The organism is Paenibacillus senegalimassiliensis (assembly GCF_001486585.1).
GTDB classification, from domain to species: Bacteria; Bacillota; Bacilli; order Paenibacillales; family Paenibacillaceae; genus Fontibacillus; species Fontibacillus senegalimassiliensis.
Genome location: NZ_LN909045.1, coordinates 525494 through 549701, shown reverse-complemented (window position 1 = coordinate 549701; position 24208 = coordinate 525494). Strand labels below are relative to the sequence as shown.

Here is a 24208-nt window from a genome sequence, read left to right as displayed (position 1 = left end):
GTCACTCAAGGAATGAACGGTGCATTTCACGTTGGTTTCATGTACACTGAATACAAATACTGCAAATTATTTTGGAGGATCGAATCCGTTATGTTGCTTCAAGCTTCGAATATTACCAAACTATATGGCATCACCCCTGTGCTACAGGGGATTGATATGCAGGTGCTGGAACGGGACCGCATCGGATTAGTCGGCGTGAATGGCGCGGGCAAATCTACTTTTCTGCAAATTTTGGCGGGAGAGATTTCATATGATAGCGGACAAATTTTCAAATCTAAGGAAACAACCATTGGATATCTCGCACAAAATAGTGGCCTGCAATCCGATCGCACCATCTGGGAGGAAATGCTTCATGTCTTTGCTCCGCTGATCGAGACGGAACGTGAACTGCGCCGAATGGAGGAACAGATCGCTGACCCGGTGCTGGCTCAGGACGAGAAGGCTCACCAGGACCTGCTTGATCGCTATGCCGTGAAATCCGACTGGTTCAAGGATCATGGTGGCTACGAGGTTGAGACCCGTATCCGAATGGTGCTACATGGTATGGGATTTGGCCAGTTCCCGCCTGACACCATTGTATCTACTCTGAGCGGTGGGCAAAAAACCCGGCTGGCTCTGGCCCGCATTTTGCTGCAAGCTCCCGATTTGCTTATGCTCGATGAACCGACGAACCATCTGGACATCGAAACTCTGACCTGGCTAGAGGATTATTTGCGCAATTATTCCGGCGCGCTCCTGGTCGTATCCCATGACCGTTATTTTCTCGACCGTCTCGTGACGGCTATCGTGGAGATTGAACGGCATCAGTCCCGTCGTTACACAGGCAACTACAGCCGCTTCGTAGATCTCAAAGCTGCAGAGTACGAAAGTCAGATGAAGCAATTCGAGAAGCAGCAGGATGAAATTGCCCGGATGGAAGCTTTTATTCAGAAAAATATCGTACGGGCTTCAACGACCAAACGTGCGCAAAGCCGCCGCAAAGCTCTAGAGAAAATGGATGTGATGGACCGTCCGCCTGGCGATTTGAAACGGGCTAACTTCACCTTTGAAGCCGAAGTAATGAGTGGCAAGGAAGTCTTACAGGTAAGCGAACTTGCCTACAACTTTGCTGATAAACCAAATCCTTTGTTCCAGCATGTCGGCTTTGAACTCCGGCGTGGCGAGACTGTAGCCTTGATCGGTCCTAACGGGATTGGCAAATCAACGTTGCTTAAGATGCTAACCGGCGACTTGCAGCCAACCCATGGAACCATCCATTGGGGGGCCAAAGTAAAGATCGGCTATTATGATCAGGAGCAAACTCATCTGAATTTGGCCAACACGGTATTGGAGGAGGTATGGGGTGCATTTCCTCACATGGAAGAAGCGAGAATTCGCAGCGTTCTGGGCAATTTCCTCTTTAGCGGAGATGACGTTCTGAAGAAGGTAACCGCCTTAAGTGGCGGGGAGAAAGCCCGTGTTGCTCTGGCCAAGCTCATGCTTCAAAAGGCCAATGTCCTGATCCTTGACGAGCCTACCAACCATTTGGACCTGTTCAGCAAGGAAATGCTGGAATCCGCCTTGATGGAATACGATGGAACACTACTGTTCATTTCCCATGACCGTTATTTCCTGAACAAGATGTCGGAACGAATTGTAGAGTTGCATCCTGACGGTGCAGAACATTTCCTGGGTAATTATGACGATTATTTAGCGAAAAAGCAGGAACTTGCCGAATTAGCTGCCGAACAGGCGGCGATGAAGCTAGTCGGAGGAACGGGCCGGGCAAGCCATATCGAGTCCACTATTACCACGAATGACAAGACGGGAGCCGCCTCCTATGAAGCCGACAAACAAGCCAAGCGAGAGGAACGGAACCGACAACGCCGTGTGGAGCAACTGGAAACCTTGATTGCCGAACTGGAGGATAGCATTACAGCCTTGGAGCATGAACTGACGCTTCCAGAGGTATATCAGGATTACGCGGCCATACAGGAGCGTCAAACAGTCATTGATCGCCATAAAACAGAATTGTCAACGGCTTATGAAGAATGGGAAACGCTCGCCGAAGGTTAAATATTCACAAAAAATATTTTTTACATTGCCCAAACAATTTCCCGTATTATACACAAGCTTATCCACATTCTTCAGATAACTAGCAAGCAAAAACCGGCCTCTCAGGCCGGTTTTTCTTAGGAATAACGTCGTTTTTCGTCAAAATGTAACCTTATCCACCAAGTTATACACATTATCCACAGTTTTCAGCAAAAAAAGCTTGTTTTTTTCAGGTGTTGCTCAATAGGTTGGTACGTAAGCTTTCACACTGCTTTCATAAAGATAGTCAACAAGTTGTGGATAATTTTGTCCACAACTTGACAAATCGGACTACACCACTATGGCTTCGTGTAGTAGCGACTAACCGAAGGCAGAATTGTCAGCACTTGAATGGCCAGGCCCCAAGCGGTATAAAGCAAATGTACCGGCGATGAGCTGCTCAAGATATAAATTTGCACCGAGATCCATATAATGAGAGCAAAGCCAATGTATAAGGAAAATGCCCACGACCAATGAAGCTCCTTGAAAACATTCAGCTTATTTCCCCAGCTCCATTCCCATTTCTTGATCAGGGCAGAGGTTACGAGCAAAGGAACAACACCAAAGACCAATAAGAGAATCATTCCTGGAATAAAGTAACTGGAAAACAGCGGAATCTTCATTATATCCGATGGCATCCCAATGCTCGCGCCCGTGGGGTCCACCATCAGAGCGCCTCCTCCAAATACAGCTCCCACACCCAACAAAGCCTGTAAAGCAACCAACAGTTTAATCGCAAACGGCATCTTTGAAGTACCCTTTGTCATCGTCCCACTCTCCATTAATTGTGATTTTTTTCACCAGTATTTCCAAAAAAAATCCCGCTTACTATTTATATTAAGTTGAAAGAAGGATTTGATGTCAGCTAAAATAGATTAAAAATGAGATATTCAAAAAGCCAGATTTTCAGCACCAAGAAGGTTGGATGAAGCTAGGAACTGAGAAGCGGAGCGTACGTAGTGGGTACGTGAGCATCGCAAGGTCCGGGTGAATTCAAGATTCGATGTCGAATTTGCTCCCTGAGCCGCTTCGTGATCAAAAGATGCCTTTTTGAAGAACCTCTAAAATGAGATATTTAAAGAAATGAGGAATTATTATGCCCCAAATGATCGAAGGCATCTCCCATATTGACACTACCGAATTGCATAACCTGCTGCAAAGCCCAAATGCCACGGTGGTCATTGACGTTCGTGAGCCCCATGAGTATCAAGTTGCCCATATTCCCGGCGTCCCGTTGATTCCGATGGGCGAGATTCCGGACCGGATCGATGAGTTCGACAAGAACCAAGAGTATGTGTTTGTATGTCGTAGTGGTGCCCGCAGCTTTGAGGTCGCACGTTATCTCCAGGCTCTCGGCTTTCCAAATGTTCACAACTATCTTGGCGGCATGCTGAATTGGGATGGAGAAATCATCTCCGGTTCCTCACCCGAGTGAATCAGGCTTCTCGCTGTGATGGTACAAAAACCCGGCAGTGAACCCACTGCCGGATAAATTCAATTCATTCATCTTATGCCGGATTGGATGATTGACCGGCTTTATTCTTGGCCAGCTTAAGATAGCCGTACACGTTCAGAACCTCGCTGTTCTCTTCAAAGCGCAACCGCATTTGTCCGGAAGCCTCGATCAAATAGGTCTTCAAGGCAGATGCCCCGCCCCCAAGCACATAGAAGCACTCAATGTCGGGATACTTCTTCCACCGCTTACGAATCAAATCAACCAGCTTCTGTGCAGCCCGGCCAAAATACATGTCCACGATTGGACGAATATCAGCTTGTCCCTCACCTACCCGCTGAATCACGAACTCACGGTTGCGAATTCTGCCAATCAGCTTCGTCCGACTTGGAAAGCGGTAGCCGAACTGGTCCTCCACATCACGGATAATTGAGTCCAAATAGGTGGCAAGGCCAAATTGCTCGCCCGTGCTGAACTGATTGTCGATATTCATTCGTTTCACCACTGGAAAGTCTGTGGTTAATGCACCAATCTCACAAATGCCGATGCAGCCGTTATGTAATTCTTCATTTCGAACCTGCAGCGTATCATTGGTAGCCAGATGGAACAACGCAGCCGCTCCTTCCACCGACACGATAGTACGGCGAATGGCAATACGCACCGTCCGTCCCCGCAGCTCCGGCGTAGACAGGAACGTCACCTCATGCTCTCCGGTCAAACGTTCTTCAAAAGCTTGGTGAAAAGCTACATAGGTACGTACCGGCAATCCTGTACCGATGATGTACTCTACCTCTTCCACCCCGGTTCCCGCCGGCTGATATGCTTGTCCGGAAAGGGCCGCATAAGCTAACGCCGTCAAAGCCACGACAAGCGATTGATCGCTAGTGGCCTTGTTGTCTGTCTCTTCGAGTTCGGAATTGTCCTGATCCTCCATCGCGAGCATACCTACGAAATACCGCTGATTGTTCTTCTTGAGCTTGGGACTATAGACCCTCACATCCAATGCTTTCAGTGGGGAATCCTCTTCTTGCAGCACATGTCTATCATATCCGGGAGAAACGATACTCGGAATAATGATCGGTCGTTGTGAACCGTCGACGACTACCTTAACGCTGTCGTTACCAACGTCAATACCGGCAATTCTGATCATAATAACCTCCTTACGATAGGAAAGAAAACACTCTCCAACTTCCTTTTCATTTCGCTTCCCTTCGACAAATTCCTGCTTTAAAAGTGAAAAAACGAACAATTTTTTTTAATTCAAGAGGAATTTTGAGTATTTTGCCGAAATAGTTGTATTGGCAAGTTGCAATCAATGACCTTAGTCCTACTAACAAAAGGTTGTTCAAAAATTCGTCTTCCCAGGACGGAGTTGATTCAAGAAGTGAGTTCGACATCGAATCTTGAATTCAGCCGGGCCTTCCGTTGCTCACGTAGATCTGTCTACGCTCCGCTACTCAGTCCCTGGCTTCATCCAACCTTCTTGGTCCTGAAAACTCGACTTTTTGAACTCGCACTAAAATCAACTTAAGATATCAGGAGGAAGACATGAGGCTTAGATTTAAAAAGAATATAAATCGGCGGTATACACTACTGATCGTACCGGAGGGCACGAATCCCGTATTCCGCTTTCAATTTCGCTTCTCCTATTTGCTGGCGATTATGCTCAGTGCCGCCGTGTTAGTCAGTTCGCTCACGGTCCTGTTTATTGCTAATCGCAACCAGACCAGCCGTATTGGCCATCTGGAAGCCGAACTCACCGACTCGTCTGATCAATTCAGAACTACGGTCGTGAACAAGGAGCAGGAGATTGATCGGCTGCTGAAGGAACTAATGGACCTCTCCGAGAAATCCAAAACGATTGAAACCAAGATGAGCGAGTTAGAGCAATTGGAGGCTGAGCTCAAGTCGATCACAGATGGTAACTCCAAGTCATCTCAAGGTACTACAGCCGCTGCGCTGAAGGAAGTGGATGCAACCTCACTGCAATCCGAAGGTGTAGGTGGTGAAGCCATTCCTTTAACTGAGGAAGATGTGACTAACCTCGTCCAGGAGACCAAGCAAAGTATCTCCACTTCATTGGAAGAAATGCCTGACCTGCAAAGCAGGCTGAAGCAGACGAAGCTCTCTATTGAAGAATACAAACGGATGATGACCATCCTGCCTACCCTGTGGCCTACCGAATCGGTACGGGTAACTTCGGATTATGGCAAGCGACGGGACCCCTTCACCGGACGAGCCAATATGCATGCTGGCATGGATATTGGTGGTAAGGTGGGCGATCCGGTGTATGCGGCAGCCGATGGCAAAGTCGTTGAATCCGGATATACCAGCGCACGGGGCAACTACATCACGATCTCCCATCCGTCGGGGCTGAAGACAAACTATATGCATTTAAGTGAAATTTTGATCAAGACGGGGGACACCGTCAAGCAAGGAGATACCATAGGCAAGCTCGGCTCTACGGGCCGCAGTACCGGACCACACCTACATATTGAAGTAGTGAAGAACGGAAGCACGGTAGACCCCGCAGATTATTTGAGAAAACCCGGAAAGGAAGATGAATCGTGAAATTCAGGAATCAGAACAAGGTAGTCAAGCTCGACCCGAACACCACAGATACATTAATTGGAGAAGGCAGCGTCTTTGAAGGAAATATCCGTTCGGATGCAGGCGTGCGTATTGAGGGGCAAATTACCGGTGATATCGATTGTGAAGGTGATGTTACCGTTGGCGAGAAAGGTGTCGTGCATTCCAATATCCACGCTCGCAACGTCATCATTGCTGGTACCGTCCACGGCAATGTGCATACCAAGAACAAGTTATCTATTACGTCCAAGGGCAAGCTGTACGGCAATATGGTAGCCACCTCTCTATCCATTGAGGAAGGAAGCATCTTCGAGGGAACCAGTAAAATGGGGGGCACAGCAGATAACGAAGCGGCAGCAACTAAGGAAGCCCAGCCCCAAGGTCAAGCTCAAGCCGCAACCTCCGGCAAAAATAATGCCTCATCCGACAGCGAAGCCGTCTACAAAACATGGTAGAACAAGATAAATAATAAGAGCTCCCGAAGCGGTTCAAACTGAACCATAGCTTCGGGAGCTTTATGTTATTAATGCAAATTAAGAATCAGGATTGAACCGACCAGGCCTCCAGCGAAAACGAAGGTTCACCCTTGATCTCCAGACTGGAGAACTCCGAGTTACACCATTTCAAATAGGCAGCAGCTCCAATCATTGCTGCATTATCTGTGCAGTATTTGAGAGGCGGGATCAGTAGCGCTATGCCTTCGCGCTCGCAGCGCTGCGTTAATGCTGCTCGCAAGCCCTGATTTGCCGCCACGCCGCCGCAAAGCAGCAACTGGCGAGAGTCGGTGGCCCGAACAGCACGAATTGCCTTCTCAACCAGCACCTCTATAACCGATTCCTGAAATCCACGGGCGATCGCTGGCTCGAAGCCCTCTTCCCCGCGCATCCGGTGTTGATTCACTGCATTCAGAACCGCAGATTTCAGTCCGCTAAGGCTGAAATCATAAGAATCAGGCTCCAGCCAGGCGCGCGGCAACTCTACGACCTCGGTCGCTTCGCCAGCGAGCTTATCGACGTAAGGACCTCCGGGATAAGGGAAGCCCAGCGCACGAGCGACCTTATCATAGGCCTCGCCTACTGCATCGTCTCTGGTCCGCCCCAGCAACTTGAAGCTACCCGCCCGTTCCATCAGTACCAGTTCCGTGTGCCCACCCGATACGACCAGGGCCATGGACGGATATAGGATTTCCTCCACCAAGCGGTTCGCATAAATATGTCCAGCGATATGATGAACGCCAATCAGCGGCTTGTCAAGAGCGAAAGCCAGGCTTTTCGCCGCCATCACGCCAACCAGTAAGGCGCCCACTAATCCCGGTCCCTCTGTAACCGCAATGGCCGACAAGTCTTCCATGGCTATGCCGGATTCCTGCACAGCCTCCTCCAGCATCCGCGTAATGCTCTCCACGTGCTTGCGGGAAGCGACCTCCGGTACAACGCCGCCAAAGGCCCGATGCGTCTCAATTTGACTGGCGATCAGGTTGGATAAGACCTCTGTACCATTTCTGATCACAGCCGCCGAAGTTTCATCGCAGCTTGTCTCTACCGCCAGTATGTAACAGTCCTGTTGCTTGCTTACCAATGACTTTCGCTTCCTTCCCCGGCTTCTATCTGCGATACCGGCAGATCGCACCACATAATCAAAGCATCTTCATGATTATCCGAATAATAGCCTTTTCTCACTCCTGCCGGAGTAAATCCCATCTTATCATATAACGAGCGAGCCGCCTGATTGGACACGCGCACCTCCAGCGTCATCCGAATCATGCCTAGCTCCGCGGCCCAATCCATCATCTTGCGAAGCAACCGCTCACCGAAGTGATGGCCCCGATAGGCGGTACGAACCGCAATGTTCGTCACGTGAGCCTCGTCAAGGATCGTCCACATACCGGCATAGCCGATCGGCTCGCCATGGTAATCCAGCATCAGATACCTGGCAAAATGGTTATGTGTAAGCTCGTTGCGGAACGCATCCTCGCTCCACGGCAGCGTAAATGATTCATGTTCAATGACCATGATATCGGGGAGGTCCCCCAGTGTCATATTGCGAAATGTAATCTCTTCCTGTTCCAGCTAGGCCGCCCCCTTTCCTACGCCTTCTGTTGCCGCTTAACTTCGGCTTCGGTCAATTGCGTATAATTCGGCTCCAGCGCATGTACATCTTCCGGGGGATACCCGGAACGTTCCACTGCGGTAAGGCCCAACCATACGCCTTCCATTTCGTAAGGAACGACCTTGACCAGTTCGCCGAAGCCCGAAGCCAAGGACCCCAGCACCGCTTCATGCTTCGAGGTCTCGCCCACACACCAGACGTGGGCCGGACGTTCCTGCGGCGGCAGCTCATGCAGCCGCCGGGCCAGCTCTCCGGCCCAATCGTCCATCAGCCCTTCTGCCGGCCGTGCTGCGCCGGCCGGCTCCACGCCTTGGCGCGCGGCCAGCAGGCATAGCGCCGCGGCGTCCTGCCCGCTGGCGGTCGCCCAGCCGCCCAGCGCCAGCGCAGCCAGGCTGGAGACGCCGTACACGGGCAGCTTGAGGGACCAGGCCAAGGTCTTGGCCGTGGTCACCGCTATCCGTGTACCTGTGTAGGAGCCTGGCCCCACACCCACGGCGATGCCGCTCAGTTCACCCTTGCCCAAGCCGGCCTCGGCCAAACAATCGCTAATCGCCGTTACCAAAAATGCCGAATGGTTGCGCTCGGCATAAATATTACGCTCGGCGAGCAAGCGGCCTCCCTCAAGCACGGCAACAGCCAGGGAGGACGTAGACGTGTCAAACGCCAACAACCGCCGAGGCTGCTGGTCTTCTTTAGATTGATTCATAACCTTGTACTCCATTCTTCTTCAGGGCAGATAGCCAGGATACGTAAGGCTCACCCTGTCCCTTGATATGCATGCGCCGCCCCGTCTCGGACACGGTCTCCACATAAATATGGAGCACCTCCGGCGGAAGCAACTCCTTGATGATGCTGGCCCATTCCACCACGGTCACACCAGCCCCGTAGAAATACTCGTCCAGTCCTAAGTCGTCGGCTTCGTCCAGCGACAGCCGATAGACGTCCATATGATAAAAGGGAAGCCTGCCTTCATATTCCTTGATCAAGGTGAAGGTCGGACTGTTCACCGTCTCAAGCACGCCCAAATGCCGGGCTAATAATTGTGAGAAGGCTGTTTTGCCCGCCCCGAGATCTCCGTCCAGGGCCAGAACTGTCCCCGGCTGCGACCAAGCCGCCAAACAAGCGGCCAGCCGCTCGGTAGCCGTAAGACTCTCCGCCTCATAGACCCAATCAGCCAAGGCATTGTCCATCTCTGAATTCACTGCTCGTAACCACCTTTGAGAGGTTGTTCAAAATTTTGAAAAAACGCACATCGAAAGCATAAGCTTTGGTCCTGCTAACCCGACTTTTTGAACACTCACTCTGATTGACTTGTCCCACATCCGGTACCAAAAACGTATGTACTCATTATATCGGTACGTTTCCCCACCCGCAACCGCTCCAGCAGACATAGAAAATCATTTTTCACCCATACTACAACTAAGTACACATCTGCTCGCCCGGCGAACTGCATTCGCCACACCAAGGCAAAGGAAGGAGCAAACGCCCATGCATACGGTCTGGAAAGGCGCAATCAGCTTTGGGCTGGTTCACGTGCCGGTCAAAATGTTCTCTGCTACCGAAGACAAAGATATTTCCATGAAATATATCCATAAGGTTTGCGGCAGTCCGCTCTCTTACGTGAGGCGTTGTCCCGCCTGTGAAGTTGACGTGAACTGGGAGGAGATCTCCCGGGGGTACGAATACGAGAAGGGGAAATATGTATTGTTTGAAAAGGAAGAGCTGGATCAATTGTCCGCGCAAACGGAGAAGACGATTCATATTATGGATTTCGTCGATTTGCAGGAAATCGATCCGATCTACTTCCAGAAGACCTACTATTTATCCCCGGATCAGGCTGGAGCCAATGCCTATCAGCTCTTGCTCGAAGCCATGCGACAATCGGGCAAGATCGGAATTGCCAAGATTGCCATTCGATCCAAGAGCAGTCTGGCGGCTATTCGCGTCATGGAGGGCTGCCTGGCTATTGAAACGATTTTTTATCCCGATGAAATTCGCCCCATCTCCCAGGTCCCCAATCTGCCCGAGCAGATTCAGGTCAACGACAAGGAGCTTACGATGGCTCGCCTGCTGATCGAGCAGCTATCCACCCCGTTCGAGCCAGAGAAATATACGGATGATTACCGCGAAAGTCTGCTCCGGCTGATTGGACAGAAGGTGGCCGGGGAAGAGATCAGTCTCGCTCCAGCCAAGCCGGAGACGAATGTCATCGATTTGATGGCCGCGCTTCAGGCCAGCATAGAGGCCGTCAAGCCGCTGGCAACCGATCCCGGAACAGCTTCAAAGCCAGCTCCGGCCAAGCGAACACGCAAGCCTGCGGCCAAGAAGAGCAAGGCCGAACCGGAGACGGTTGTCGAGACTTCCGCTACGGCTCCCTCAGTCGTCGTGAAGCCTAAGCCCAAACGGCGAACAACCACCAAGCCGGGAGTCAAATAAGCGCAACCTACTAGCTTTGTCCAACATGGCAGGCTTCTAGCGGAACATTGACCCAGCCCTGAATGATAGGCTGTCGCATCGTTCCGCCGGGGGTCCACTCGAGAAATTGCACTTTAAGTACCAGGGCCGGCTGAATCCAGACGGCCCCTTTTACCCGTTCCGGAACATTGTGGAAAGGACGCACGGGAATGATCAATGGACGAATATGCTCGGTTAAATCGCGCCAATCCTGTACCTTCCATTTACCGCTTCCAGCATGTCCAATATAGAGAAACTTGCCGTCCTCGTCATATAAACCTAGCAGTACGGCATTGACCATTCCATCACGGTAAGTCACACCACCCACTGCGGCATAGAGGTCATGGGTCAGCTTAATCTTTTGCCAACGCGCATCTTTGCCACCTATCGCATATGTGCTGTCCAGCCTTTTACAGACAATGCCTTCCCAGCTCCGTTCTTTCATCACAGCCAGTAGCGGCTCTCCCTCAGGCAGACTGGGAACCCCTTGTACCCGTTCGGAAGGAATGATGATTTGCCCCAGCAACTGCTGACGCTCAGCCAAGGTCCGATTGTTCATCCATACGCCATTGTAATAAACAACATCGAACACCATGTATATGGCGGCAATACGTCCGGATGCAAAGCGAATCTCCCGTTCCTGCCGGAGGCTGTCTCGGCGCATGATCTCGTGGAAGGAAGGCTTGCCATCTGCCAGAGCGATCATCTCTCCGTCCAGAATAACCGAGTCTGCCTTGCAATACGCCGGAACCTCTGTGAACTCGGGATACTGGAGGGTACGATCACGTCCCTGACGGTTAATGAGTCGTGCTTCTCCGTCCGTGTAATAGACGAGCATCCGCACCCCGTCCCATTTAACCTGGGCAATCCATTCTTTACCTTGAGGAATTACCTTACTACGAATCGGCTCAAAGGGAACAATCGATTCCAAGTTCATCCGTAAAGCCTCCTTTCTCCCTCATAGTTTTGCGCGCCAAAGGTAAGCCTATACTCAAATAAGTATGGGAGGGATTGTGCATGGCAACAGCCCGGCAGGGAAGCATCTACGTGGAAGGGGAAGAGATTCGGGTATCGAACCCCGATAAGCTGCTGTGGCCGGAACTCGGAATTACCAAGAGCTTGTATCTGGAAAAGCTGGCGGAGCTCTCTCCTTATCTGCTCAAGGCCTGCCGCAATCGGCTCTTAACAACCATCCGTTATCCCGGTGGGGTTCATGGCAAGCACTTTTATCAAAAAAATGCCCCCCAGCCCTTGCCTTCCTTCGTCCGCACCGTCATCCATGAAGAGATTAACTATATCGTTCTGGACCAGCTGGCCACCTTATTATGGCTGGGTAATCTCGCCTGCATTGAATTTCACCCTTCTTTGCATTATGTGGGTGAATCACTACCTTGCGAATGGATGATGGATTTGGACCCCTCGGTGGAGGAGGAGCCACGTATTATGGAAGCTGCCGACATCGTTGGTGAAGCCCTTGCCTCTCTCGGCATAGACTCTATCCCCAAGACCTCAGGCGCGACAGGCCTGCAAATCATCGTGCCCATTCATTATGGCATCACCTTCGACGACTTGCGTACCATCGGTCTCTTTGTCGCAAGATTTGTTACGGAGAAGTATCCTGGCCTCTTTACGATTGAACGGTTGAAAAAGGACCGCGGCGACAAAATCTACGTGGATTACTTGCAGCATTATAATGGAAAGACGCTCGCCGCGCCTTACACACCAAGGGCTCGCGTCGCTGCCAGCGTCTCTACTCCACTAACTTGGGAGGAGGTTCGCCAAGGGCCGCGCCCTGCAGATTATAACCTCCTGAACATCGGGCAGCGCCTGAAGGAACGTGGTGACCTGCTGGAAGCCATCCCGCCACAGCCCCTGGATTTGATCCTCCAGCACCTCAAGGGAAAGCGGCCTTTATATTAGACAGGGCCGTTTTTTTGACATGATTTAAGAATCATAGGAATAGATAATTAATAGAACCCACAAGAGTAGGGAGGAGATGCCATGAGGACTGTTACCCTGCCTAATCCCAACCGGATGACACTGCTTGTTCTGCGGGATGCGGCTCGTCCCGTCAAACAAATCCAAGTGTCCAAGCCGCTGGTCGTTGCCGTTCCCCTGCTGGCGATACTGTCCATCTCTGGACTCATCGTCAGCCTGCATGTACAGTCGGAGCAGACGATCAGCGCACTGGAAAGTAAACTTGCGACGCAGGGCCTTTCTTTTGAAGCCGTGGTCACCGACAAGGATGAAGCCATATCACGGCTACAGAACGAGGTCATTGCCCTGTCCAGCCAGTCCGAGAATATGATGGGGCGGATGGAGCGGGTGGCGGAGCTAGAGGCAGAACTTCAGCAATTCATCAGTAAATACGGCATCGGCGATGCCAAGGAGCTTGGCAGGCTGTCCTCCTTACCTGCGGACGATTGGACGGATGGAAATGCGGATGCTCCGCAATATGTGCGCGTGAGCGGGGTAGGCGGTGAATTTATCGCTGTGCATGACAACGAAATCGCTGATCTGGCCCAGCACACCAAAAATGACTTTATCGCGATGAACGAAATGTTGGATGAAATGGAGAAGAATATCCCCGTTACTTTGAAAAAAGCGCGGCAGACCCAGCATTCCATTTCCGGCACTCCTTCCGAGTGGCCAACCCTGTCCACCCGCTTGACCTCCAATTTCGGTTATCGCACCGACCCGTTCTCGGGCCGGGCCGCCTTCCATGCAGGCATCGATATTGCCGGGAAGCTGGGCGACCCCATCTATGCGGCCGCTGCGGGTAAGGTCGTTACCGCTGATCGCGACGGCTCGCACGGCAAGTATATCGTGGTCGAGCACCCAGGAGGCTTGCAGACCTGGTATTTGCACTTGAGCGGTATTGATGTTAATGAAGGCGACTCGGTCCGCAAGGGACAACGTATTGGCAAGCTGGGCAGTACCGGACGAAGCACAGGCCCCCACCTTCATTTCGAGATCGTCAAGGGCGGCAAAGCGATTGATCCCCTGCCTTATTTGAAATGAAACCAACATTTTCTTGAGTGAAGCCGAAGGGAGATCCTACTCATGTTCAAGGACGCGAAGAAATCCGCAACGGATACGTTGATTGGTCAAGGCAGCTTGTTTGAGGGCAAGCTGGAATGCAAATCCAACCTGCGTATAGAAGGTCAAGTTCACGGAGAAATCGATTGTCTCGGGCAAGTGGTCATCGGTAAGACTGGTGAAGTTCAGTCGAGTATCAGGGGCGCTGATGTCATTGTGGCCGGCACAGTCATCGGTGACATCTCTACCCCTGGCCGGTTAACGATCGCAGACAGCGGACGGGTTGTTGGCAATGTCCATGTTGCCAAGCTCGTCATCATTGAAGGCGGCGCACTAAACGGTACAAGTAGAATGGAGAAGCCGGCACATGCCGTGGCCCCCGTAGCAAATAAGGAAAAAGGCAAAAAGCAACCTCAAGCGGAAGCAGGCTAAAGGCTAATACGAGTTGTGCCTAAGAATGTGAAGCATACCTATCGCTCCAAACGCCAAAAAAGTTCCCACGCCGCATAAGGCAATGGGAACTTTTTTTATTCGCTGAACTTTGTTTAATCCTTAGTTGGTTGTAGCCAACTCGCGTGTGCTGGCTTCGAAAGCGGCAAGCAATGCGGCATCGCCACGCAGCCCCTCATTCTCCACCTTACGAATTTGCTCCATCATCCGCTTGTAATCCTTCGGAATGACGCGAACGAATTTAGGCAAGGACTGCTCCCACTCGTCAAGCACGCGGCGTCCCACCGGACTATCGGTATACAGAACGTGACGGCTGATCAAGGTGCGAAGCTGGTCAGCTTCGGCAGGGTCCTGCACCGATTCCAGAAGCACCATTTCCAGGTTGCAGCGGTTCACGAGGTCTCCCTCTTCATCCAGTACGTAAGCGATCCCGCCGGACATGCCTGCCGCAAAGTTGCGGCCTGTACCGCCCAGTACAACTACCCGGCCTCCAGTCATATACTCGCAGCCATGATCACCCACGCCCTCGACAACAACATTTGCCCCGGAGTTCCGGACGGCAAAGCGCTCGCCAGCAATACCGCGGATGTAAGCCTCACCGCTGGTCGCACCATAGAAGGAAGTATTACCAAGAATGATGTTCTCCTCAGCAATGAACGTAGCGCGCGGCGATGGCTTCACGATGATCTTGCCTCCCGACAAGCCTTTGCCGGTGTAGTCGTTGGCATCCCCTTCGACACTGAGCGTCATCCCCTTCGGCACAAAGGCACCGAAGCTTAAGCCCGCCGAACCTTCGAAGTGGAAGGTAATCGTATCCTCGGGCAGTCCTTGAAGTCCATGTCGCCGTGTCACCTCGCTGCCTACAATCGTACCCGTGGCCCGGTTGACATTGCAGAGTGGCAAGCTGGCACTGACTGCCTCCCCGCGTTCTAACGCAGGAGCAGCAAGCTCCAGCATCCGCGACATATCCAGTGTTTCTTCCAGCCCGTGGTTCTGCTGCTTCGTGCAATAGCGGCTGCTGCCTTCCGGAAGCTCCGGCATATGAAGCAGCGAGCGAAGGTCAACGCCTTGCTTCTTCCAATGACCCTCTACCTTGACCGCATCCAGACAATCGGTCCGGCCGATCATTTCCTCCAGACTGCGGAAGCCCAGCTCTGACATCCACTCCCGTAGATCCTCTGCCACAAAGGTCATGAAGTTCACAACATGCTGCGGGTCTCCGGCGAAGTTCTTGCGCAGCTCCGGATTTTGCGTAGCCACGCCAACCGGGCAAGTATCAAGCTGGCACACACGCATCATGATGCAGCCAACCGCCACAAGTGGTGCGGTGGAGAAGCCATATTCTTCGGCTCCTAACAAAGCGGCAACAGCAATATCCCGCCCGTTCAACATCTTCCCGTCCGTCTCCAGCACAACGCGATCCCGCAGATTATTCAGCATCAAGGTCTGATGCGTTTCGGCAAGACCCAATTCCCACGGCAAGCCGGCATGACGGATGGAGCTTTGCGGCGATGCACCCGTTCCTCCGTCGTAGCCGCTCACCAGAATCACATCTGCCCGGCCCTTCGCTACCCCGGCAGCAATCGTGCCTACGCCTGCCTCGGATACCAGCTTCACATTGATGCGAGCCCGCGGATTGGCATTCTTGAGATCGAAGATCAATTCGGCCAAATCCTCAATGGAGTAAATGTCATGATGCGGCGGTGGTGAGATCAGTCCTACGCCTGGCGTTGAGCCGCGAACCTCAGCAACCCACGGATAAACCTTCTTGCCCGGAAGCTGCCCACCTTCACCAGGCTTCGCCCCTTGAGCCATCTTGATCTGAATTTCATCCGCATTGACCAGATAATTCGATGTCACGCCAAACCGTCCGGAGGCTACCTGCTTGATGGCGCTTCGGCGCAAATCGCCGTTCGCATCGGGCACGAAGCGTGCCGGATCTTCGCCGCCTTCCCCGGTATTACTCTTGCCACCGATGCGATTCATCGCGATGGCAATCGTCTCATGTGCTTCCTTACTAATGGACCCGTAGGACATGGCCCCTGTCTTGAAGCGGCGCATGATGGATGCCGCCGATTCCACTTCCTCCAGCGGTACCTTTGGTCCGACTGCCTTCAGTTCCAGCAGGGAACGCAGTGTGAAGTGCTTCTCATTCTCGCCTTGCACCAGCTCGGCAAATTTCTTGTACAGGGCATAATCCCCGGTCCGAACCGCCTGTTGCAGCAAATGCACGGTCTGCGGATTGAAGAGATGCTCTTCCCCTCCGCTCCGCCATTGATATTCACCGATGGAATCCAGCACTTTGTCATTGCCGTCCTTATCAGTGAAGGCCCGGAAATGATGTGCCAGCGCCTCGCTAGCCACCTCTGGCAAGCCGATTCCGCCAATGCGGGAAGGCGTCCAGGTGAAGTAACGGTCTATAAATGACGGCTCCAGCCCCACAGCCTCGAAGATCTGTGCGCCACGGTAAGATTGAATCGTGGAGATTCCCATTTTGGACAACGTTTTGAGAACGCCCTTCGTTGCCGCTTTAATAAAGTTATAGACAGCCTTCTCATGAGTGATGCCTTGCAGCATGCGCTGCGCAATCATATCCTTCAAGGATTCGAAGGCCAGATACGGGTTCACTGCGCTGACTCCATAGCCCAGCAACAGGGCGAAATGATGCACTTCGCGTGGTTCCCCGGATTCGAGCAGCAAGCTGACCTTGGTCCGCGTTTCCTGGCGAATCAGATGATGCTGTAAGGTGGATACTGCCAGCAACGCCGGAATAGCAGCATTGTCCGCGTCTACACCCCGGTCCGACAGGATAATGATGTTGTGCCCCTTGGCAATGACCCGGTCAGCAGCTTCGCACAGGGTATCCAATGCTTGACGAAGCCCTTCCGCCCCTTCGGCCGCCGGGAACAGAATCGGAATGGTAATCGATTTGAAGCCAGGACGACGTACATGACGAACCTTGGCAAAGTCCTCATTGGACAGAATCGGCGAATCCAGACGGATCTGGCGGCAGCTCTCCGGCTCAGGATTAAGCAGGTCACGCTCGGGTCCAATTGTGGTCACCGTAGAGGTCACCAATTCCTCACGAATCGCATCAATTGGCGGATTGGTGACCTGAGCGAACATTTGCTTGAAGTAGTTGTAGAGGCGCTGCGGCTGTTCCGACAATACGGCAATCGGCGCATCGTAACCCATGGAGACCAGGTTCTCCTGCCCCGTCATCGCCATCGGCTCCAGCACCTTGCGCAAATCCTCATACGTATAACCAAAGGCCATTTGCCGCTGCGAAATATTTTCATGACTTTCCGGCGGCAGCTCCTTCGCTTCCGGCAAGTCCTCCAGTTCGACCAAGTGCTCATCCAGCCATTCGCGATAAGGATGCTCAGCGGCAATTGAAGCCTTCACTTCCTCATCGGAAATGATTCGTCCCTCCCGGGTATCGACCAGCAGCATCCGTCCCGGACGGAGACGATCCTTATAAAGTACATCCTCCGCTGGAATGTCCAGCACCCCTACTTCAGAGGACAACACAATCAGGTCGTTCTTGGTCACATAATAACGCGATGGGCGCAAGCCGTTGCGGTCCAGAATCGCTCCAATCTGGATACCATCGGTAAAGCCCATGGCCGCAGGGCCGTCCCACGGTTCCATCATCGTGCTGTGGTATTCATAGAACGCCTTCTTGTCTTGGTCCATATCCTTCTGACCGCCCCAAGGCTCAGGTACCATCATCATGGCGACATGCGGCAACGAACGTCCGCTCAGATACAAGAATTCAAAGGTATTATCAAACATCGCTGTATCGGAGCCGTCCGGGTTAATGATCGGCTTCACCTTCTCCAGATCAGCACCAAACGCTTCGCTCTTGAACATGGATTGCCGTGCGCGCATCCAGTTCACGTTACCGCGCAGCGTATTGATCTCTCCGTTGTGGATCATGAAGCGGTACGGATGCGCCCGCTCCCAGCTTGGGAACGTATTGGTACTGAAGCGGGAGTGCACCAGGGCAATTGCTGACTCCAGCGATTCCTGTTTCAGATCCAGATAAAATTGCCCCACCTGCTCAGTGGTCAGCATCCCCTTATATACAATCTTCCGGCATGACAGACTGGATACGTAGAAGGCGTCGCCCTCTTCTGCGCCGCTGTAACGAATGGCCAATTCGGCCCGGCGACGGATAACATAGAGCTTGCGCTCAAAATCCAAATCATCCGTCAGCTCCGCCGAGCGTCCGATAAAGACTTGACGAACAAACGGCTTGGCAGCTTTGGCCGACTTGCCCAGCATATCATCCGAGGTTGGCACTGTCCGGAATCCTAGCACTCGTTGTCCTTCTGCTTCAACTATGTTTACGAGTTCCGCTTCTTGACCGGCACGAACCACCTCGTCATGTGGCAGGAACAACATACCTACCCCGTACTGGCCGGCTTCCGGAAGAACGAAGTCAAGCTTCTGTGCTTCCTCCGCAAAGAAGCGATGCGGAATTTGCAGTAAAATACCTGCCCCATCTCCCGAATTGGGCTCACTGCCTTGCCCGCCCCGGTGCTCCATATTGGCCAGCATCGTCAAGGCCTGACTGACAATATCGTGTGAGGCATTTCCCTTGATATGAGCGACGAAGCCCATACCGCAAGCGTCTTTTTCAAAAGCGGGATCATACAATCCCTGCTTGATCGGTGTATCGGTATGTTTCATCATCTGACGCAACCCTTTCTTCAGCCGGATAAGCCCGGACCCATCTTTCCTTTTATTCTAACGGAAAATGTCAGTTGTGTTTTTGCACTATGTTCTCTTTATTTTGCACTATTGATTAGAAATTTCAGACAAATGAGTCCAGCTCGTCCAAATTAGCCTCCCGCACCTAGCAGCATGTTCATCCATAGTGAAAATCATCCAAAGGGTTTTGCATGGATAATCTAACTTGCCAGCTTGTACTTTTTGACATAAGAAAAAAGCATTAGGATGACCAGGGAGTGCGATTCTAAAGTTGATTGATAATAATGGGCTGCGAAGAGGCTGTTAATGCTGAGGGTGTAGATGGAACCAGTGATGATAGCACAGTTAGTGGCGGAGTAGTTGGTGTTGGAGTAGTTAGTGGCGGACAAGTGCTTTTTCAAGAGAAAAAAGAACGATTAAGAGGAATTATAGGGAAATCCTCCAACTAAATTGAGGATATAATCAAGTTTTTCAGCATTATAGGGAAATTCTCCCTATAATAGTGTCGTTTCATCGTGAATTCAGTGATATTAGTGATTTTATATGGAGGTTTTCCATCTAATTTACGTTTTTGAGGCCAATTTTGAAAATTAGCATGAGAAATTCCCTATAATCTACCTATAATGAACAAATGAAGCGCAAATCGAGGTAATGGTGGAGTTACAACGAGCTAAGGACTAGTCAGGAACAAGCTAAAAACAAGCTAAAGCAAATGTAGGCCAAATGAGTTAGCTGAAAGTGCGTGTTCAAAAAGTCGGGTTAGCAGGACCGAGAAGGTTGGATGAAGTCAGGGACTGAGTAGCGGAGCGTAGACAGATCTACGTGAGCAACGGAAGGCCCGGCTGAATTCAAGATTCGATGTCGATTCTACTCCTTGATTAACTCCGTCCTGGGAAGACGACTTTTTGAACAACCTCTTAAAATACAAGCAAAGAACCTTCTCGCTCACCAAGGGGACAGGCCGCTGGTAAATCGAGCGAGAAGGTTCTTCATTATACTGATATCAAAATTTATATGGATTACTGATGTACTGTTTGCTATTCAGTGCCCTCTACGATACTTAATGCGCTTGTACGCTCAGGCTTGCTTCGGGACTTACATCCCTGCTGCTTTCATGGCGTATAAAGTAGACTAGCGTCAGCGCCAGGAAAACAACTCCGAATCCAAGCAAAATGCCGATATTGTCCCAGATAACGATTGTTTCCCCAGTGGACACTACGGCTTTGTAGCCTTTGACGCTGTAGGTCATTGGCAACAAAGGGTTGAACACCTTCATCCAGTTAGGAATCAGTTCCAGTGGGAACGTTCCTGCACTGGTGGTGAGCTGGAAGATCAGAATCAGAATGGCCAGGAAGCGGCCAGGATTCTCCAGCCAGGTCACCAATGCCTGAATAATGAACATGTAGCTCAAGCTGGTGACAAAGCTAAATAGATAGAATAGCGGAACACTCTGCACTTCCAGTCCCAAGCCGTACAACACCATAATAACAGCAAGTAACGACTGAAACAGGCTCATCCCCGTGAAGGCCAGTGTACGGCTGACAAAACGGTTCCAGCCGCTTGCTTCCGCTACCGATGAACCGCGAACGGGGACGACCAGCGTAGAGATCAACGCGCCGACGAACAGGCCAAGCGAGAGGAAATAAGGAGCAAAGCCTGTGCCATAGTTAGGCACTTCATTCAGCTTATGCTCATCAATGCTGACAGGCTCGGCATACATGCTCACCAGAGCGTCTGTCTTCTGGACACTGGATGTCTGCTCCGCCGCATCCGTCAGCTTACCAGCTAGTTCCCCGGTTCCCTCAGTCAATTGGTCCATGCCGTCCTTCAACTCGTCAGCTCCGGCGTTCAACTGCTTGGAGCCATCGGTCAAGGTGCCTACGCCGCTGGACAATTGCTTGACGCCGCCGAGCAATTGCTCTGCACCTGCACTAAGCTGCCCGGTACCCGAAGCGAGCTTCTGGCCGCCAGCCGCCGCTTCTGACAGCTTGGAGCCGAACTGCTCCAGCCCGCCGGAGAGCTTCGCTTGCCCGGCCTCAAGCGCGGTTGCTCCTTGCAGCAGTTGCTCCTGTGCTGCGGCAAGCTCGCCGCCGCCTTGCACCAGTTGCTGCTGCGCGCTATGCAAGCTGTCGCTGCCTTGCAGCAATTGCTGATTGCCTTGATGCAAGGCATCTGCCCCTTGGGCTACTGCCTTGCTGGCCGCTAACAATTGCTGCACCGAAGCGTTGCTAGCCAGCTCCGGATTCGCTTGAGCTAGCTGCTCCAGCCCTTGGGCCACCGCGTTCGCACCTTCCACCACCTTGGCGCTGCCTTGTACGGATGAGGCCAGGCCTGTCTTCAGGCTGCTGCTGCCTTGCTCCGAGGCTTCAAGACCCGCCTGGAGCTTCTTCGCACCTTCCAGTGAAGCTTGCAATCCCGCTTGCAGTTGCTGGCTGCCTTGCTGGGCATCCTGCGCTCCGCTGCGAAGCTGCTGGCTTGCCGCATCAAGCTGGCTCAGTCCTCCGGCCAGGGTAGCAGCACCGCCCCTGACTTCATTGATGCCGCCATATAACGATTCGCTCCCTTGGGCCAAAGGGGTCACGCCATTTTGAAGCTTTGTTGTCCCGTCAACCAGCTTCGCCAAATTGGCCTTCAACTGGTCTGCGCCATCATCCAGTTTGACGGCCCCTTCGTTCAGAGCGCTTGCACCACCCCCGGCATCACTCAATCCTCCTGAGATGTTCTCCACTTGATCAAACAATGTCTCCGTGTAAGCCTCGGTGACTTTAGCCGAGACCTTGGTCTTGATCTCCTTGACCGCCGTACCTCCGATTTGAGCTGCGAGGAAGTTATAACCCTCGTTGGGCTCGAATATCAGTTGTGCCGGTGCGGGATTTTCATCCATCAGCGTTGTTGCCTGGGCCGAGAAGTTATCGGGAATGACAATGGTCATATAGTAATCGTTGTTCTTCATCCCTTGCTCCGCTTGTTCACGCGTCACAAAGTTCCAGGCAAAATCATCACTTTTCCTAAGCTCTTCAACAAGGTCTGCTCCTACCTTCAATTCCTTGTCTTCATAGGCTGATCCCCGGTCCTCATTGACAACCGCAACAGGCAATTCATTCATTTTGCCGTACGGGTCCCAGAAGGCCGTCAGGAACAGGCCACTATACAGTACGGGAATAAACAACACGACAAGAATGGGAATAAAGACCTTCGGTCTTCGCAATGTGGCTCCCATATCCTTGAGAAATACCGCTAATGATTTCATGCTTTCTCTCTCCTTGATGGCTCTTCTTTCTATTTTGAGTCAATATTTAATGTTGTGCCGCCGGAGACAAGCCACCCTCCAGGAAGTCGCGGGTAAACTCCTTGATTTGCGTCTCGCTAAGCGGCTCATGAATCTGATTCCAATCTGAGGCCAACCCGATATACAGCTTAAATACGACATAGGCAAGCAGCTTGGGATCGAAAGGGCGAATTTCTCCAAGCTCTATAAATTTAGCAATCTTTCGCTCCAGGTATTCCAAAATGGCAAGTTCAATTTGCTGGAGACCTTCACGTGCCTTCGGAGTCCCGAAATCGCGAACCTCCTGCGACAGCTTAATTAACAGCTCATGCTCGCTGCGAAAGCTAAGCAGCACGTCCATACTATGATGCAAATTCTCAGCAAATGGCTTGCTTGAATCGAATTCCTGCTCGATCACTTGCCTCATGTCCATGATGACGGAACGAAGAATCTCATCGAACAGTTCCTCCTTATTGGTAAAGAAGGTATAAATCGTTCCCTTGGCCACGTTCGCAATCTTGGCCACATGGTCCATCGTCGTTGCCTTATAGCCGAACAGCGCAAATGATTTCTCCGCCGCTTCAACTACAAGTTGCCGGCGATCTACCGTTGCCATCTCAGACACCTCCTTGTTTGGATAGATTTTGGTTCAGGCCATAAAAATGACTAAAATTCATTTTTGGTCATTTGGTCATTCATTACTTTACTCTCTCCGCAACCTAATATCAAGTTATTTTCAATAATTTTCACGAAAATTTTTCAATCCCTTGTCCAGCTTGAGCTCCCCGACCTAAGTCCAGCAGGCAACCAGTCCAAAGACTCTGTATATTGGCCTAGAAACGCAATACACTTAATAACAGAGAACAAATACGGAACATTATGGGGGCGGGCGATTAACATGCGGAAGAGAAGAGTGCTGATCTTATCCGAGGGATTTGGCAGTGGGCATACGCAAGCCGGATATGCTCTGGCAGCGGGACTTAAACGGAAGAACCCGCAAATTCGCACAAAGGTGCTGGAGCTGGGATCCTTTCTGAATCCCAAGGTCGCTCCTTTAATTCTCGCAGCCTATCGCATGACAGTGAATACCAGTCCGGCGCTGGTGGGCAAGTTCTACTATAAAAAGTATGAAAAGCCCATGGGCGGGCTAACCCGGCTGGCCTTACATAAGGTGTTCTATCAACATACGTTACAGGTCATCCAGCAGCTTAATCCCGATCTGATTGTGTGCACCCACCCGATTCCCAACGCTATTGTGGCCCATCTGAAAGCTACGAAGCGATTGAACGTGCCGCTCTGTACGCTAATTACGGATTACGATGCACATGGCTCCTGGATCAGTTCCGGAACCGATTATTTCCTGGTCTCCGCCCCCGAGGTCAGATGCTTGCTTATTGAACGTGGTGTGGAACCCGCCAAGATTCGCAGCACGGGTATTCCCGTGCATCCCGACTTCTGGAGAAGACAGAGCAAGGCCACTGCCCGGACCGAGCTGGGGCTTAAAGACATGCCCACCGTTCTTGTTATGGGAGGGGGCTGGGGACTACCGGTTGAGGATGACTTACTTGGCAGGCTGACGGCCTGGAGCGACAAGGTGCAAATTGTGTGCTGCGTCGGGAGTAATGAGAAGCTTGCGGCCAAGCTACGTTCCGATCCCAGGTTCCAGCACCCGAATGTTAAAGTGATCGGATTTACCCGAGAGATCAGCAAGTGGATGGATGCTTCCAACGTGCTGATCACCAAGCCGGGCGGAATGACCTGCACCGAAGGTATGGCCAAGGGCATCCCGATGCTCTTCTTCGAATCGATCCCCGGACAGGAGGAGAAGAATCGCGAGTTCTTCCTGAAGCATGGCTTTGGGGCAGAATTAACCTCTCCTTCCATTCTGGATGAGTGGTTCGGGGCGCTTCTTGAACGGACTGGAGCTTTGCGGAGCAAGAAGGTGACGACGATGCGCGCGGGCTATCGCCCTGATTCCTGCGCCGATACGGTCGCTGGATTACTACACCCATTAGCTGCAAGCACGCCGTCCCCTACTCTCCGCGTTTTATGCTAAG

General features: G+C 51.9%; 19 protein-coding genes. 9 read left to right on the top strand and 10 right to left on the bottom strand.

The annotated features are described in order from the left end of the window. Positions 1-90: 90 nt before the first annotated feature. Positions 91-2055, top strand: a complete 1965-nt coding sequence (locus BN3279_RS12355; RefSeq protein ID WP_059051251.1) for an ABC-F family ATP-binding cassette domain-containing protein — start codon at positions 91-93, stop codon at positions 2053-2055. A gap of 317 nt (positions 2056-2372) precedes the next feature. Here the strand turns inward: BN3279_RS12355 and BN3279_RS12350 are convergent, their stop codons facing one another. After that, a complete protein-coding gene (locus BN3279_RS12350; protein WP_232436835.1) occupies positions 2373-2840 on the bottom strand; it encodes a hypothetical protein in 468 nt (155 codons plus the stop codon). Positions 2841-3169: 329 nt separating this feature from the next. Here BN3279_RS12350 and BN3279_RS12345 point away from each other — a divergent pair, with 329 nt between their 5' ends. Beyond that, positions 3170-3508, top strand: coding sequence for a rhodanese-like domain-containing protein (locus BN3279_RS12345; RefSeq protein ID WP_059051249.1), 339 nt, complete (start codon positions 3170-3172; stop codon positions 3506-3508). A gap of 73 nt (positions 3509-3581) precedes the next feature. On the opposite strand, the gene BN3279_RS12340 is transcribed toward BN3279_RS12345, so the two are convergent. Then, complete coding sequence (locus tag BN3279_RS12340) at positions 3582-4676, bottom strand: ParM/StbA family protein (RefSeq protein WP_059051247.1); 1095 nt, start codon at positions 4674-4676, stop codon at positions 3582-3584. Between the two features lie 398 nt (positions 4677-5074). Here BN3279_RS12340 and BN3279_RS12335 point away from each other — a divergent pair, with 398 nt between their 5' ends. Beyond that, positions 5075-6097: a M23 family metallopeptidase gene (locus BN3279_RS12335; RefSeq protein ID WP_059051245.1), complete on the top strand. Its 1023-nt coding sequence runs from the start codon at positions 5075-5077 to the stop codon at positions 6095-6097. Further along, entirely contained in the window at positions 6094-6570 is a 477-nt protein-coding gene (locus BN3279_RS12330) for a bactofilin family protein (protein WP_059051243.1), read from the top strand. Before BN3279_RS12335 ends, BN3279_RS12330 begins: the two co-directional genes overlap by 4 nt. An 85-nt stretch (positions 6571-6655) precedes the next feature. Here the strand turns inward: BN3279_RS12330 and tsaD are convergent, their stop codons facing one another. From tsaD to tsaE, 4 genes are read right to left on the bottom strand one after another with little or no spacing between them, the layout of a single operon-like run. Further along, positions 6656-7693, bottom strand: coding sequence for a tRNA (adenosine(37)-N6)-threonylcarbamoyltransferase complex transferase subunit TsaD (gene tsaD / locus BN3279_RS12325; protein WP_059051242.1), 1038 nt, complete (start codon positions 7691-7693; stop codon positions 6656-6658). Then, positions 7687-8184: a ribosomal protein S18-alanine N-acetyltransferase gene (gene rimI / locus BN3279_RS12320; protein WP_332310111.1), complete on the bottom strand. Its 498-nt coding sequence runs from the start codon at positions 8182-8184 to the stop codon at positions 7687-7689. Before rimI ends, tsaD begins: the two co-directional genes overlap by 7 nt. 17 nt (positions 8185-8201) lie before the next feature. Beyond that, the gene (gene tsaB / locus BN3279_RS12315) at positions 8202-8930 is read right to left on the bottom strand and encodes a tRNA (adenosine(37)-N6)-threonylcarbamoyltransferase complex dimerization subunit type 1 TsaB (protein WP_059051238.1); all 729 of its coding nucleotides are present in this window, start codon (positions 8928-8930) and stop codon (positions 8202-8204) included. Further along, positions 8917-9414: a tRNA (adenosine(37)-N6)-threonylcarbamoyltransferase complex ATPase subunit type 1 TsaE gene (gene tsaE / locus BN3279_RS12310; protein WP_059051816.1), complete on the bottom strand. Its 498-nt coding sequence runs from the start codon at positions 9412-9414 to the stop codon at positions 8917-8919. Before tsaE ends, tsaB begins: the two co-directional genes overlap by 14 nt. 298 nt (positions 9415-9712) lie before the next feature. On the opposite strand from tsaE, the gene ku reads away from it, so the two are divergent. Further along, positions 9713-10660 carry a non-homologous end joining protein Ku gene (ku, locus tag BN3279_RS12305; protein ID WP_059051237.1) on the top strand — a complete coding sequence of 316 codons (948 nt, stop codon included), beginning with the start codon at positions 9713-9715 and terminating at the stop codon, positions 10658-10660. A gap of 10 nt (positions 10661-10670) precedes the next feature. Here ku and BN3279_RS12300 read toward each other — a convergent pair whose 3' ends face one another. Continuing rightward, entirely contained in the window at positions 10671-11615 is a 945-nt protein-coding gene (locus BN3279_RS12300) for an ATP-dependent DNA ligase (protein ID WP_059051235.1), read from the bottom strand. A gap of 80 nt (positions 11616-11695) precedes the next feature. On the opposite strand from BN3279_RS12300, the gene ligD reads away from it, so the two are divergent. The 3 genes from ligD to BN3279_RS12285 all read left to right on the top strand — a co-directional run bounded on the left by ligD (position 11696) and on the right by BN3279_RS12285 (position 14149). Further along, on the top strand, positions 11696-12598 hold the full coding sequence (gene ligD, locus BN3279_RS12295; protein WP_059051234.1) for a non-homologous end-joining DNA ligase: 903 nt from the start codon (positions 11696-11698) through the stop codon (positions 12596-12598). Between the two features lie 81 nt (positions 12599-12679). Beyond that, on the top strand, positions 12680-13699 hold the full coding sequence (locus tag BN3279_RS12290) for a M23 family metallopeptidase (protein WP_059051232.1): 1020 nt from the start codon (positions 12680-12682) through the stop codon (positions 13697-13699). 42 nt (positions 13700-13741) lie between these two features. Beyond that, on the top strand, positions 13742-14149 hold the full coding sequence (locus BN3279_RS12285; RefSeq protein ID WP_059051230.1) for a bactofilin family protein: 408 nt from the start codon (positions 13742-13744) through the stop codon (positions 14147-14149). A gap of 120 nt (positions 14150-14269) precedes the next feature. Here the strand turns inward: BN3279_RS12285 and gltB are convergent, their stop codons facing one another. The 3 genes from gltB to BN3279_RS12270 all read right to left on the bottom strand — a co-directional run bounded on the left by gltB (position 14270) and on the right by BN3279_RS12270 (position 22767). Beyond that, the gene (gene gltB / locus BN3279_RS12280; RefSeq protein WP_059051815.1) at positions 14270-18862 is read right to left on the bottom strand and encodes a glutamate synthase large subunit; all 4593 of its coding nucleotides are present in this window, start codon (positions 18860-18862) and stop codon (positions 14270-14272) included. Between the two features lie 1081 nt (positions 18863-19943). After that, the gene (locus BN3279_RS12275; RefSeq protein WP_059051228.1) at positions 19944-22133 is read right to left on the bottom strand and encodes a YhgE/Pip domain-containing protein; all 2190 of its coding nucleotides are present in this window, start codon (positions 22131-22133) and stop codon (positions 19944-19946) included. A gap of 46 nt (positions 22134-22179) precedes the next feature. Further along, complete coding sequence (locus tag BN3279_RS12270) at positions 22180-22767, bottom strand: TetR/AcrR family transcriptional regulator (RefSeq protein WP_059051225.1); 588 nt, start codon at positions 22765-22767, stop codon at positions 22180-22182. Positions 22768-23049: 282 nt separating this feature from the next. On the opposite strand from BN3279_RS12270, the gene BN3279_RS12265 reads away from it, so the two are divergent. Beyond that, positions 23050-24207 (top strand): MGDG synthase family glycosyltransferase, encoded by a 1158-nt coding sequence (locus BN3279_RS12265; RefSeq protein WP_059051224.1) that lies wholly within the window; start codon positions 23050-23052, stop codon positions 24205-24207. The last annotated feature ends 1 nt before the right edge of the window (position 24208 follow it).